Consider the following 13151-nt stretch of genomic DNA (forward strand, 5'->3'; position numbering starts at 1 on the left):
AATATTGAGTAAAGATTGAGTTTTTGTAAAGATTATATTACATTTTATTCTGCTTTTATTTTCCCTGTTTACCTGAGCGATATTGTGGCTTGTTTCTATTTACGTTAGAATAAGTCTCGCAGGACATAGAGGAGGCAGTTAATGTCTATTATTCAACTATTTATAAAAAGTTTATATTCCCCCCTTCACATTGCAAGGTTCCGCTTTCAAAAAATAGGCCGAACAATTCTTTATATATTTTTTCTCATGCTGCTGGCAAGTATACCAGCAAGCATCGCCCTGTCTCAATCGCTTTCGCAGGTGTCGGATGAACTGGATACCCTCTTACAGGAAGAGGTGCCTGATTTCAGTATTGAAAACGGCCAGCTCGTCAGTGAAGCCGAAGGCCCTCAATACATTGGAGAAGGTGACGATGAATTGGTATTTGACCCAAGCGGCGAAGTAACAGCAGAAGAAATGGCTGCAGCCGACCAGTCGGCGCTTCTTCAGGAAGAAGTCGTGATCGGAAGCGGCGGAGACAGCCAGGTTTATTCATACAGCCAGGCCGGCAATATTTCATTTACAAAACAGGAGCTGTCTAATTTGGCTTCATCGCTGCAGGGTGTGCTCTACATTTTAATTCCTGTTGCTGTTATCGGCTTATACTTACTTAATACGACGCTGAAATTCATCGGCATCTTTGCGCTTTCCGTATTTGGATTGATGATTCGTAAAGCCTCCCCTATTCCGTTAAATTACCGATTCATTTGGATAATGAGCGCTTTCGCTGTCACGCTTCCAACGATAGCCATTACTCTTTTGGATCTGCTTCCTTTTCAAATTCCTGTGGGATTCACTATTTACTGGCTGTTGGCTTTCTTTATGCTGTATCGTGCCTACCGCTCCCTTCCACGCCCAAAGAAAAGCAGCAGTCCGGCTTAATGCCGGACTGCTGCTTCTTTTTTTACGAAGACGTCTGGGAGGCCTGCTCTGCTTTTTTTACTAAAATTCTTGTACCGTCAGCAGATACTACCTCTATCTCGACTCCGGATTCTATCCATTGCCCACCGCTTGTAGCACTGTAACGTTCTCCTTCAACTTCAATAGTGCCGGTCGGCCGGAAAGCAGTAAGTGCCTTTCCTTTCTTTCCAATCAGCCCTTTGTAGGATTCATTCATGGAATTATAGCCGGAGTCGCTGCTGAGCTTATCCTTAAGCGTAAGCTTGTCCCAAAGTCCTCTTCTTGGGAACACTTTCAAAAACACGAGTGCTCCGACAATACCGAGCAGAAAGCCGAATACAGCCAGTACTCCGTATAAAATACTTGGTGTCGGCACAGCCACACTTAAACTCATCAGAATAATACCGATCACTCCAAACGTGCCATCCCCTGTCACTTTACCATCAAAAATAATGAGCATTAATCCACCCGCATACAGAGCTACAATCCAAATGCTGGCTGCCCCATCAATGTGATGGGCAAAAAATAATGTAATAAAGGCAAGTCCCAGGATTCCGAATAGACCTTTTGTTTTCACTAGCAGTTCACCTATAAGAAACAATGTCGCGAGAAAGACGACGATAAAACCGACGCTTGCCTGATCGAGCCATTCCATTCCTTTCAGCTCCTTCGTTTTCATCTGGTTGTCTATATAATACGATTTTACCGTTGTTAGGTTTCAGATTCAATTTATCTCTTCTTTATATTGGAAATATTTTTAAAATTGGGCGCTGTTTTTGTCCATTTAACGAAGTGCTCCCTTTTTGCATAAAAAAAGAGAGCCGTTTAAAAGGCTCTCTCTACTTTATTTCTATATCATTCAACTGTTGGATTCTGATTCAGAAGAACCACCGAAAATGGAGTCAATAATACCGTTAATGAAATCCATAAAGCTTGCAAAGAATGACTGGGTTTCATCACTGTTTACAAATTCACCGATATTATCCTGAACTTTGCTTATCTGGTCCTGTACCTGGCCCCAGTCAACATTTAAGTCTTTCATACGGTCAAATAAAGATACAAGGCCATCTGTTTCTTCCTGCGTTAATTCAATATTCATATCCACCGCAATATTTTGAATCAGCACGCGTATATCCTCGGAGCTTTCAATATTCTGTTCACTGATTTCCTGCTTTACTCTTGTGATCAATTCTGTCGCTTCTTCGGTACCGATGCTTTCACTAAGCTCTGCCGTTTTAACGACTTCTTCGTTGGCCACCTGCTTCTGCTCTTCCGGAATGGTTACATCATTTTGTACTTCATATGCTTTTAAAATACCGGTAAGGGCTCCGGTTCCCGATACATCCATGGGAGCTGTTACGTACACTTCAGCGTCTTCCACGCCTGCGGTAATCATCGCGTTGGCATACATACCTTCTGATATTTTTGTTATATTGTTTGTTTCTACATCAATCCCGTCACCGGAGCCGGCTGTTGTAATCTTAGCGGAAGAAAGAGCTCTCGTTCCGATATCACGCGCACTCATATAATCGCCGAGATATTCATGTTCCTCTTCATTTGATACCGTAATTGTTTCCACTTCAGAACCGGCGTCCATTTCATTTAAAAGCTGTTCCCGCTGTTCTGTCGTTAAGTCTTCCCCGAGGGTGACAATCTCGTCTCCTTCGGCTGAATCGGCGAAAGCTCCCGCCGTTGGAATTGTCAGCATAATCGCTGCAGCCATTCCTGCCGCTGTAAAGGTTTTTTTCTTGTTCATTGTGTTCTCTCCTTTTATGATGGTGCTTGTTTTTTAGTATCTGTACTACAGGCAGTTCCCTGCTGCCTTTTATGTTTTCAGGAATATTTATATTCCCACCTCATTAGTCGACGCTTTTTAAAATTGGTTACACTTCTGCTGTGAAAAAGGATACCGAAACAGCACTTTAAACGGATATGCTTGCCAAACAGATTCAAACGCTGATACAATAGCAATGCATAAGATTTGGTTACGATTGGTATGTATTGTGAGATGCATGCTTCATACTGGACCGAAAAATTTATTAATCTGAAGGGGCGAATGGATACATGAGCCAAGTAACGCATCGTTCCAAAACAAGACCAGTAAACGTAGGAAATCTGGTTATTGGCGGCAATGATGAAATCATCATTCAAAGCATGACAACGACTAAAACACATGATGTAGACGCAACAGTGAGCGAAATTGACCGATTAGTAGAAGCAGGATGCCAAATCGTCCGTGTAGCATGTCCAGACATGCGTGCAGCTGAGGCAATCCCTGAAATAAAAAAACGTATTACTATTCCACTAGTAGTAGATATTCATTTCGATTACCGCCTTGCCCTTAAAGCTATTGAAGGCGGCGCAGATAAAATCCGCATCAATCCCGGTAACATTGGAAAACGCGAAAAGGTAGAAGCTGTCGTAAAGGCCGCTAAAGCAAAAGGCATTCCTATTCGTATTGGTGTAAATGCAGGATCCCTTGAAAAGAAAATTCTTGATAAATATGGTTACCCTACCGCGGACGGTATGGTAGAAAGTGCCTTGTATCATATCAGCATTCTTGAAGAACTCGATTTTCATGATATTATCGTATCGATGAAAGCATCCGATGTTCACCTGGCTATTGAAGCCTACGAGAAAGCTTCCAAAGCGTTTGATTATCCACTACACCTTGGTATTACAGAGTCGGGCACGCTCTTTGCCGGTACGGTAAAAAGCGCAGCAGGTCTCGGGGCTATTGTGAACATGGGTATTGGCAATACAATGCGTATTTCTCTAAGCGCAGACCCTGTGGAGGAAATTAAAGTAGGCCGTGAACTTCTAAAAACCTACGGTCTTGCAGCAAATGCAGCAACCCTTATTTCCTGCCCTACCTGTGGACGTATTGAAATTGACCTAATCAGTATTGCCAACGATATAGAAGAATATATTTCCACAATTAAAGCACCGATCAAAGTAGCCGTGCTTGGCTGCGCGGTAAACGGCCCGGGTGAAGCCCGTGAAGCCGATATTGGTATTGCCGGTGCACGCGGCGAAGGTCTTCTCTTCCGTCACGGAGAAATCATCCGAAAAGTGCCGGAAGAAATAATGGTTGATGAACTGAAAAAAGAAGTCGACATACTAGCAGAAGAACATTATAAAAAAGAAGCAGAAAAAGCAGCTTCGCTTACTAATTAACACATGACCCGGCCGGTCTGAATCCGGCTGGGTTTTTATATGTAAAACAGCGCACCCATTCGCGGATGCGCTGTTTTGCTTTTATGCCATCACTTTGGACTTAGCCTGACACTCTTCGCAGTACCCGTATATTTCGAATTTATGGGATGTTACGGCGAAATCAGATTCTACGTTCTCTTCCAGCCAGTCCATCGGGCAGGAATGAATGTGCTTTGTTTTACCGCAGTCGAGGCAGATCAAATGATGGTGGTGCTGGGTTGTCGCGCAGCTGAAACGAAACTTTTTTTCTCCGTCCAGCTCCGTCATTTCCAGAATTTCTTTTTCAGCAAACAGTGATAAATTCCGGTACACCGTGTCAAAGCTCACTCCCGGGTAATCTTTCTGCAGTTCCACGAGTACATCCTTTGCGGACAAATACCGTTTTTCTTTAGAAAACAGCTCCAGCATATGCTCCCGCTTGCCTGTATATTTAAATCCGTCGCTTTTCAACTGTTCCAACGCCTGTTCTACGTTCATGCAAATCTCTCCCTTTTTCTCATAGACTTCAGCCGTTTTCCCGCTAATACCACAAGCAGAAGAACCGCGGAAAGAACAACGATCATGCCTCCGGTGGCAATGTTAAACTGGTATGAAAAATAAACACCGGCCAGAACGGCAGCTTCCCCGAACAGCACACTGAACAATAATAGCTTTTTGAAGCTTTTGGCTACGTGCAATGACGCTGCTACAGGCAGTGCAATTAATGCGCCTACTAACAAAATACCTACTACCTTCATAGACATGGAGATGACAAGCGCAATTAATAAAGAAAACAAAAAGTTGATTCTCTTTAAGGGAATGCCGGACACTTTGGCAAACTCCTGATCAAAAGAGACAGAAACAAACTCTTTAAAAAAGACAGCTAACAAAATAACGACGAGACCGGCCGTTCCCATAATAAACCAGAGGTCTTCCATCCGAACGGAGACAATACTGCCGAAAAGGTATTCGTACCATTCTGTGTAGCCGCTGCCGGAAGCGCTCATAATAACTGCGCTTACCCCCACTCCGGCGGATAAAATGATGGGAGCAGCAAGTTCCTGAAAACGATCATATATCTGACGGAGCTTTTCAATTAATAAGGAGCCGATGAGTGCAAACAAAAATCCCGTATACAATGGATTAATATCCGTCACTGTCCAAAGCTGGCCCATTAATACTCCTGCGGAGATACCTGTCAAGGTAACGTGGGAAAGCGACTCTGATATAATGGTAGACCGCCTTACAGCAAGAAAAGCCCCAACCATCGGAGCAATAGCCCCTACCAGCAGGGCAGCTATGATTCCACGTTCTATAAATGATAACTCTATCATGACATCAACTCTTCTATACGTATATTTTACAAGAAATAAACCAATGCGACAATTGAAAGGCTAGGCTTTTTTCCATTCCAGCGCTTTCCGGCCGCGGATTTTCCGGATTCCCATGCCTGCAGCTTTTCTGCTTCCTATAACAATCAGGAGAATACTAAGTGCAATGAGTACAATCATTCCTCCCGGCGCCACGTTCAGATAGAAAGCGGAAATCAGTCCGCTTATCACAGATATTTCCCCAATAATTACAGAGTATATAAACATCTGCTTGAAGCTTTTGGATAATTGAATGGCGGCTGCAACCGGCAGGGTAACCAGAGCCGATACGAGTAAAATACCAACAATTCTCATGGAAGATGCAATGACAAGCGCCGTCATAATAATAAATAAGAAATTCAGCCATTTGTTTGGTATTCCGCTGACTCGTGCCTGCTCTTCATCAAAAGCCAAAAACAGCAGCTCTTTATAAAATAAAAGCAGCAGTACAGTCACTACTACGAGCACCGTGGAAATAGCCGTTAAATCGGCCTTCGTTACAGCAAGGACGCTTCCAAATAAATAGTTGAATAAATCATTGTTAAACCCATCGGCGAGGGAAATAAACACAACGCCGAGCCCAATACCGGAAGACAAAATAATCGGAACCGCAATCTCCTGATAATGCTTGTATACGTGACGCAGTTTCTCCATTAAAATAGAGCCGCCTACTGAAAAGGCCATGCCCATATATAAAGGGTTTAACGCCTGCAGAAATACAACACTCTGGCTGAGCAGCAGATGAAATGCAATGCCTGTCAGCGTAATATGAGACAAAGCATCTGTCACAAGTGCCATGCGGCGGACAACAATAAACACGCCCAGGACCGGTGCCAGAAACCCAATAATAATGCCTGCTAAAAATGCGTTTCGTAAAAACTCGTAGTGAAAAAATAAATCAAACATTTAGTGGCCGCCTCCCCCATGTTCATGGGTCAGCAGATGCACATCATGGCCGTACAAAGAAGACATATCACTTTCTTCAAAATCTTTCGTACTGCCGTGAAAATGCAGGCTTTTATTTAAACAGGCGACTTTGGTTACGTAGCTCGTCATCGCTCCGACATCGTGCGTTATAAGCAGAAGCGTTATGCCTCTTTCTTTATTTAAATGACTGAGCAGTTCGTAAAAGGCTTGAACAGAAGCTGCATCCACTCCGACCGTCGGTTCATCAAGAATGAGTATCTTCGGGTCGCTGACCAGGGCCCTGGCAATGAACACCCGCTGCTGCTGGCCGCCGGAAAGTTCACCGATATTTCTATCTTTAAACTCCAGCATACCGACCCTGGTTAATGTTTGTTTAATTTTCTCTTTATGCGTCTTGTTCAAAAAACGAAACAAGCCGATTTTCCCATATAGTCCCATCGCTACAACTTCAAACACGGTAGCTGGAAAGCCGCTGTTAAAACTGTTTGCTTTCTGGGACACATAGCCTATTTGATCCCATGCTTTGAATTTTTTTAAAGGCACACCAAATAAGTTCACGGTTCCGCCTTCTGGAACCTGCAGCCCCAGTAGAATTTTTACAAGCGTGGATTTCCCGGATCCATTAGGACCTACCAGGCCGAGGAAATCTCCCTTTTTAATGTGCAGCGTAATATTTTCAAGAACAGGCTGACTTGCATAATGAAAAGACACCTGATTAACCGAAATAATAGAAGATGATGCTGAAGCTGTTTTATTCATGTGGAGGCTCCTCCCCCTTTTAGTTAATGATTATCCGTTAAGAACCATTACGATTTGACTCACCAAGTATACAGGAGGAAATGAGAGATGTAAATATTCGCTGCTTCCTGTCATACTATATCTATATGAAGAAAAAGGAGACAATATAATGCTGAAGAAAATCGCTGTAATTGACATAGGTTCCAACTCGATTCGAATGGTTATTCATGGAATGAACGGAAAACGAGGCCTGCGGGAATTACATAACGTAAAGGAAGTGGCCCGGCTGAGCTCGCATATGGATAAGAAAAATAATTTAACGGATGAGGGCTTCAGCATTCTTCGTTCTGTCCTCCTCCGCTTTCAGGAAGTAATTGCCTTTCATGAAGTTGAAATCGTTCAGGCCGCCGCCACGGCAGCTATTCGAAATGCTTCAAACTGCGAAGAAATTATTCAGTTCATAACAGATGAAACGAACATGCCCGTGCGTGTGCTCAGCGGAGATGAAGAAGCCTACTACGGTTTTCTCGCTGTCCAGCAGTCTACCTTTTTAAATGACGGTATTACTGTTGATATCGGCGGCGGCAGTACGGAAATCACGCTGTTTCAAAACAAGAAAATTATTCATTCCCACAGTTTTCCATTTGGTGCTTTAACGTTAAAAAAGGAGTTTGTGGATTCTTATAAAAAAGAACATAAGGCATTGGAAGCTATTAAGGACAAAGCCAAAAGTGAATTCAAAACGCTTCCCTGGCTCCTCTCAACTGAGGAGCTTCCGATTGTCGGCATAGGCGGCAGTGCCCGTAACCTGTCTTTAATCCACCAGGCGTCTATCGATTACCCTCTTTCCGGTCTGCATCAATATACAATGACACCGGATGATATGGAGTCTGTTATTGGACTTCTTTCCGATACGCCGGAAGAAAAGCGCGACTCTATCGAGGGATTATCCAAAGACAGGTCCGATACCATTCTGCCGGCGGCTGTCATTATCCAATCGCTTATTGAATACACCAGTTCACCTTACTTTTTGATGAGCAATAAAGGGCTCCGTGACGGTTTATTAATGGAAGAAATGCAGAAAGAACATCCGGAGATCGAAACAAAAGAAGTCGAAGAAGAAAGCTTCTATCAGCTGAAAGAAGAATTTGAAGTCAATAATGTCAACGTAGATCAGGTAGGTTTTATTGCCGACAACTTATACACGCAGCTTCTGCCGCATCTTCCAGAGGAGCTCATTGCAAACAATCAGCAGGAATTATTAAGAAAAAGTGTAAATGTTCTCTATATTGGGGAATATATAAGCTACGAAGCCAGCAGCCAGCATACTTTTTATTTGTTAACAAACCGATCCATTGACGGCGTTTCCCACCAGGATCGAATGGCTATGGCGTTTATCGCTTCTTTTAAGTCAAAGTCATGGCTGCAGTCCTTTTCCAAACCGTTCAAGCAGCAGATAGACGATAAACTTCTTACACAGTATGAACTGCTTGGCAGCATCTTAAAACTTGCGTATGCCCTGAACCGCACAAACCGGAACGTTATTGACCGGCTTGAGGTTCAAAGCGAGCGCAAAGAACTGCACTTCACTTTTTACAGTTCCAAGGATATTTCTCCTGTATTTGAAATGATGAAAAGTGAAAAGCACAAAAAACATTTAGAAAAAGTGCTTGACCGTCCTATCACTCTTCACTTTTTGTAATAAAACATTCATACGGGGTTTACATTCCTGTGCTAATGTTTGCTTTGGAGCCTTCTTTGCGCTTCCAGAATCAATAATAAAGAAGAGCCGTCTGCAGAAAGGAAGATCAGCCTATGACACCCCCTAAAAAACAATCCATTGACTTCAGCTCTCCCGCCTACTACAACAACAGAGAATTAAGCTGGCTCTCTTTTAATGAAAGAGTTCTTCAGGAAGCAGTGGATGAAAGAACTCCCCTTCTTGAACGGCTTAAGTTCCTTGCTATATTCAGCTCCAATTTAGATGAATTTTTTTCCGTGCGGGTAGCTGGATTGAAAGACCAGGTAAAAGCCGGTTACAACCGGCCTGAAAATAAAGCCGGACTGACACCGAAACAACAGCTCGCAGCGATTACAAAACGAACAAGCGCACTCGTGCAGAAACAGGATGTCTTCTTTACAGAAACCATCCTGCCGCTTCTGGGCAAGGAAGGCATCCAATTACTAAGCGTTCAGGAGCTGAACAACCGCCAGCAGACCTACGTGGAAAATTATTTCCGCAGCTATGTATTTCCGGTTTTAACTCCTATGGCTGTGGACAGCTCAAGGCCTTTTCCTATGCTTTTGAACAAATCGCTTCATTTGGCCGTGAGACTTCAGCATAAACATGACGAAGAACAGGCAGAGAGCTTCGCGATCGTCCAAATCCCCGCAGTGCTTTCACGATTCATTGAGCTTCCGGCCGCCTCCGGGGAAAACCGTTTTATGCTTTTAGAGCACTTATTAATGGAATATATGCCTGAATTATTTAAAGGCTATGATATTATCAGTGTTTCCCCTTTTCGAATCACAAGAAATGCTGATTTAACTATTCACGAAGAAGGAGCCCGCGATCTTCTTCAGGAAATAGAAAAGGAATTGAGGAAAAGGCGCTGGGGGGCCGTCATTCGTTTGGAATACCAAAAAGGACTGATGGATGAGAAAACCCTCCGTTACCTTGTACAGACCCTTCATGTCCACGAGGACGATGTCTACAGGACAACCGGTCCGCTGGATCTGTCATTTCTTTTCGCACTGTATTCGAATTTATCCGAGGAACGGGAGCATCTTGTCGATGAAACGCTTATTCCCCAGACCCCGGAAGATCTTATTGATGAACCCGATATTTTTGAAGCTATTGAAAAAAAGGATATCTTTTTTCATCACCCCTATGAATCGTTTCAGCCGATCGTAGACTTTATTACGGCTGCCGCCCATCATCCTGAAGTGCTTGCCATTAAACAGACGCTTTACAGAGTCAGCGGAGATTCCCCGATTATTAAAGCACTGCTAGAGGCAGCTGATAACGGCAAGCAGGTTACGGTACTCGTAGAACTTAAAGCGCGCTTTGATGAAGAAAACAACATTATCTGGGCAAAAAAACTGGAAAAAGCCGGCGCTCACGTTATTTTCGGGGTCAGCGGCTTAAAAACACACAGCAAAATTACGCTTGTAGTGAAAGAGCATAAAGGAAAAATTAAACGCTATGTTCATTTGGGTACGGGAAATTATAACGATTCGACCGCTAAACTGTATACTGACATGGGAATTCTTACGATGAACACTTCTTTTGGAGAGGACGCGACGAATTTCTTTAATCATATCAGCGGGTTTACAAAAAAGCCGAAATGGAATCAGATATCCACGGCGCCGACGGACCTGCGTGATGACCTTCTTTCTTTAATCGACCAGGAAATCGCCTACCAGAAAAAGCACGGCGACGGTCGTATTATCGCTAAGATGAATTCATTAACGGATAAGCCGCTTATCCTGAAACTGTATGAAGCTTCAGCAGCCGGCGTTAAAATCGACCTGATTATCCGGGGTATCTGCTGCTTAAAGCCCGGCATAAAAGGCGTCAGTGAAAATATTTATGTTATCAGCATCATTGGTAGGTTTCTGGAGCATTCCCGTATCTTCTTTTTCCATTCCCATAAAGAAGAAAAAATGTACTTATCATCGGCCGACTGGATGACAAGGAATATGGATAAGCGCATCGAAATTATGTTTCCCGTTTTTTCGCCTCCTATAAAAAAACGGTTGAAGAAAATCCTTGAAACGTATTTAAAAGACAACGTAAAAGCAAGGTACCAGGATAATACCGGCACCTATCATTATGTTAAATCAGATCATAAAGCCGTGAACAGCCAGCTTGTATTTCATGACTGGGCCTCACGCTTTGTTGATTCAGATGGAGAGTAAATATGTTATAACAAAAGGACCCCGGCTTCCTGCCGGAGTCCTTTTTAGATTGTCGAGAAATCACTCCATCAAGTATATCTATACAGGATCTGAATTCTTTAGAACGTCTGTCAACAATGAAGCAAAAAACAGGGAGAGACTCCTGCAGAACAGCCATCGGTGAAGATAAAGAGGACGATTTTTTCCTCTTTAGCTGAGACATGGCCTGCGGAAAGCGACCCCGTACAGTTTTTTTATAAAAATACGTGTTTTCTGCCTTTTTCAACAGCCTGAAAAAAAGCCCCGACTGTTCTGCCGGGGTCCTTTTGTTCATTTATTCCGTGGCGACCAGCTCCTGGCCTTCTGCTTTTTCCTGTATTTCCAAGGCGTACCAGCTTTTGGCATCACCGTTTTCTTTCATGTAGGCATTCATTCCTGCTACACCCCGGTGGTAGGCCGTTAAGGCTTTATTCCAGTCTCCATCATATTTGTTGTGCAGATAATCAAGATACTCTACCGATAAACGCATGGAATAATACGGATTGTAGAGAAATTCTTTTTCATAATCGATGTCTGCCATGTCTGCAATCCATGGTCCGGTGTTAGTCATGAATTGTGCCATTCCATAGGCCCGGCCGTATTTCGTTTCCGGCCCTACGAGATCAGGATCAAACGTTTCGCCTGTCTCTACACTGAGCAGTTCGTATACAATGGCCGGGTCAATGTCTTTATTATGTGCATGATAAGACATAAATACGCCCCAGTCTTTTTTGAACAGCCCATCGCTTTTTTCATAAAAGTCTTCCGCTTCATCTTCCGCTTCTTTCAACTCATGATACGTTATTTCACTGCTGATCGGCTGGATTTCCTCCGGATATAATTCTTCTGCTTCCATTTTTTCTGCACGTTCCAGCTCTTCCTGCTTTTCATCCAATACGTCTAAATGCTGATGAACCTGCTCTTTTTCTATTCCACTGAGCATGAACAAAAATGGGATCGCCAGTATCGAAAATTCACTCGTTACATTCACGGTAAAGTCCCCCTGTTTTTCGCCTTGCTGCTTGTAGGCTTCGGTTTTTTTCTCACGTTATAAGGTTTTACCGGAACTTTCGCAAAAAGTCAAGGGGGCCGCAGCGGCCTTCCTTGACTCCCATTTTTCTTTATATGCGTGTTACGTATACTGTCCCAGGACTTCGTCTTTTAAATTTTCATTGAAAGTCTGTTCGGATAACATTTGAATTTCATGATGGTACGGCGGTTTTTTATCCTTTTTTTCTTCACCGATATACGGTGTTTCCAAAATCTTTGGAACGTCTTTAAATCTCTCGTGGTGAACAATTCGATTCAAGGCTTCGAAGCCAATATAGCCAAAGCCGATATTTTCATGACGGTCCTTATGGGCCCCAACATCATTTTTACTGTCGTTAATATGGAGCACCTTTAAACGATCCAGCCCAATCAGGCGGTCAAATGACTCCAGTACGCCGTCAAGGTCATTGATAATATCATAACCGGCATCATGCACGTGACATGTGTCAAAGCAGACGGATAGCTTATCATTATGATGAACCCCGTCAAAAATAGCAGCGAGCTCTTCGAACGTTCTTCCACATTCCGAACCTTTGCCGGCCATTGTTTCAAGCGCTATCTGCACGTTCTGCTCCGGGACAATAACTTCGTTGAGTCCTTCGATAATCTTCTTGATTCCTTCATCCGGTCCTGCTCCGACATGGGCACCCGGGTGCAGCACAATTTGTTTTGCACCGAGTGCTTCGGTCCGCTGGATTTCAGACGTTAGAAAATCAACGCCGAGCTGGAACGTTTCCGGCTTTGTCGTGTTGCCGATATTAATAATATAAGGTGCGTGCACGACTACTTCCTTAATACCGTTTTCCCGCATGTGCCTGGTGCCTTCTTCAATCTGCAGGTCTTCAATCGCTTTACGGCGGGTATTCTGCGGAGCGCCTGTGTAAATCATCATAGCCGTAGCATTATAAGAGGCGGCTTCTTCACTCGAACCGAGCAGCATTTTCTTGCCGCTCATGGAAACATGGGATCCTAGTAGCATGTGGGGTTTTCTCC

The 13151-nt window shown here is 43.5% G+C and carries 12 protein-coding genes; 4 read left to right on the forward strand and 8 right to left on the reverse strand.

Annotation, left to right across the window (positions count from 1 at the left end):
- The first annotated feature begins 141 nt into the window (after positions 1–141).
- The gene (locus tag AC5W2J_RS06880; protein ID WP_496058738.1) at positions 142–921 is read left to right on the forward strand and encodes a DUF1189 domain-containing protein; all 780 of its coding nucleotides are present in this window, start codon (positions 142–144) and stop codon (positions 919–921) included.
- A gap of 22 nt (positions 922–943) precedes the next feature.
- Here the strand turns inward: AC5W2J_RS06880 and AC5W2J_RS06885 are convergent, their stop codons facing one another.
- The gene (locus AC5W2J_RS06885; protein ID WP_496058739.1) at positions 944–1594 is read right to left on the reverse strand and encodes an NfeD family protein; all 651 of its coding nucleotides are present in this window, start codon (positions 1592–1594) and stop codon (positions 944–946) included.
- Positions 1595–1798: 204 nt separating this feature from the next.
- Positions 1799–2695, reverse strand: a complete 897-nt coding sequence (locus tag AC5W2J_RS06890; protein ID WP_496058740.1) for a DUF1002 domain-containing protein — start codon at positions 2693–2695, stop codon at positions 1799–1801.
- Between the two features lie 308 nt (positions 2696–3003).
- Here AC5W2J_RS06890 and ispG point away from each other — a divergent pair, with 308 nt between their 5' ends.
- A complete protein-coding gene (gene ispG, locus AC5W2J_RS06895) occupies positions 3004–4116 on the forward strand; it encodes a flavodoxin-dependent (E)-4-hydroxy-3-methylbut-2-enyl-diphosphate synthase (RefSeq protein ID WP_496058741.1) in 1113 nt (370 codons plus the stop codon).
- A gap of 81 nt (positions 4117–4197) precedes the next feature.
- On the opposite strand, the gene AC5W2J_RS06900 is transcribed toward ispG, so the two are convergent.
- Genes AC5W2J_RS06900 through AC5W2J_RS06915 form a run of 4 tightly spaced genes read right to left on the reverse strand, consistent with a single transcriptional unit; the run spans position 4198 to position 7190 of the window.
- A complete protein-coding gene (locus tag AC5W2J_RS06900) occupies positions 4198–4632 on the reverse strand; it encodes a Fur family transcriptional regulator (protein WP_496058742.1) in 435 nt (144 codons plus the stop codon).
- Positions 4629–5468, reverse strand: a complete 840-nt coding sequence (locus AC5W2J_RS06905; protein ID WP_496058743.1) for a metal ABC transporter permease — start codon at positions 5466–5468, stop codon at positions 4629–4631. The genes AC5W2J_RS06900 and AC5W2J_RS06905 overlap by 4 nt, the downstream gene beginning before the upstream one ends.
- Positions 5469–5528: 60 nt before the next feature.
- Positions 5529–6410 carry a metal ABC transporter permease gene (locus tag AC5W2J_RS06910; protein ID WP_496058744.1) on the reverse strand — a complete coding sequence of 294 codons (882 nt, stop codon included), beginning with the start codon at positions 6408–6410 and terminating at the stop codon, positions 5529–5531.
- Entirely contained in the window at positions 6411–7190 is a 780-nt protein-coding gene (locus AC5W2J_RS06915) for a metal ABC transporter ATP-binding protein (RefSeq protein WP_496058745.1), read from the reverse strand.
- A gap of 148 nt (positions 7191–7338) precedes the next feature.
- Between AC5W2J_RS06915 and AC5W2J_RS06920 the strand changes: the two genes are divergently transcribed.
- Positions 7339–8871: a Ppx/GppA phosphatase family protein gene (locus tag AC5W2J_RS06920; RefSeq protein ID WP_496058746.1), complete on the forward strand. Its 1533-nt coding sequence runs from the start codon at positions 7339–7341 to the stop codon at positions 8869–8871.
- A gap of 113 nt (positions 8872–8984) precedes the next feature.
- Entirely contained in the window at positions 8985–11090 is a 2106-nt protein-coding gene (locus tag AC5W2J_RS06925) for an RNA degradosome polyphosphate kinase (protein WP_496058747.1), read from the forward strand.
- 313 nt (positions 11091–11403) lie between these two features.
- Here AC5W2J_RS06925 and AC5W2J_RS06930 read toward each other — a convergent pair whose 3' ends face one another.
- Positions 11404–12099: a lytic transglycosylase domain-containing protein gene (locus tag AC5W2J_RS06930; RefSeq protein WP_496058748.1), complete on the reverse strand. Its 696-nt coding sequence runs from the start codon at positions 12097–12099 to the stop codon at positions 11404–11406.
- A 141-nt stretch (positions 12100–12240) separates the two neighbouring features.
- Positions 12241–13137, reverse strand: coding sequence for a deoxyribonuclease IV (locus tag AC5W2J_RS06935; RefSeq protein WP_496058749.1), 897 nt, complete (start codon positions 13135–13137; stop codon positions 12241–12243).
- Between the last annotated feature and the right edge of the window lie 14 nt (positions 13138–13151).

This window comes from Sinobaca sp. SA16-1 (assembly GCF_059510515.1).

Excerpts from the sequence above, each read along its gene's own strand:
- AC5W2J_RS06880 (WP_496058738.1), top strand. The coding sequence starts at position 142 with ATGTCTATTATTCAACTATTTATAAAAAGTTTATATTCCCCCCTTCAC.
- AC5W2J_RS06885 (WP_496058739.1), bottom strand. The coding sequence starts at position 1,594 with ATGGAATGGCTCGATCAGGCAAGCGTCGGTTTTATCGTCGTCTTTCTC.
- AC5W2J_RS06890 (WP_496058740.1), bottom strand. The coding sequence starts at position 2,695 with ATGAACAAGAAAAAAACCTTTACAGCGGCAGGAATGGCTGCAGCGATT.
- ispG (WP_496058741.1), top strand. The coding sequence starts at position 3,004 with ATGAGCCAAGTAACGCATCGTTCCAAAACAAGACCAGTAAACGTAGGA.
- AC5W2J_RS06900 (WP_496058742.1), bottom strand. The coding sequence starts at position 4,632 with ATGAACGTAGAACAGGCGTTGGAACAGTTGAAAAGCGACGGATTTAAA.
- AC5W2J_RS06905 (WP_496058743.1), bottom strand. The coding sequence starts at position 5,468 with ATGATAGAGTTATCATTTATAGAACGTGGAATCATAGCTGCCCTGCTG.
- AC5W2J_RS06910 (WP_496058744.1), bottom strand. The coding sequence starts at position 6,410 with ATGTTTGATTTATTTTTTCACTACGAGTTTTTACGAAACGCATTTTTA.
- AC5W2J_RS06915 (WP_496058745.1), bottom strand. The coding sequence starts at position 7,190 with ATGAATAAAACAGCTTCAGCATCATCTTCTATTATTTCGGTTAATCAG.
- AC5W2J_RS06920 (WP_496058746.1), top strand. The coding sequence starts at position 7,339 with ATGCTGAAGAAAATCGCTGTAATTGACATAGGTTCCAACTCGATTCGA.
- AC5W2J_RS06925 (WP_496058747.1), top strand. The coding sequence starts at position 8,985 with ATGACACCCCCTAAAAAACAATCCATTGACTTCAGCTCTCCCGCCTAC.
- AC5W2J_RS06935 (WP_496058749.1), bottom strand. The coding sequence starts at position 13,137 with ATGCTACTAGGATCCCATGTTTCCATGAGCGGCAAGAAAATGCTGCTC.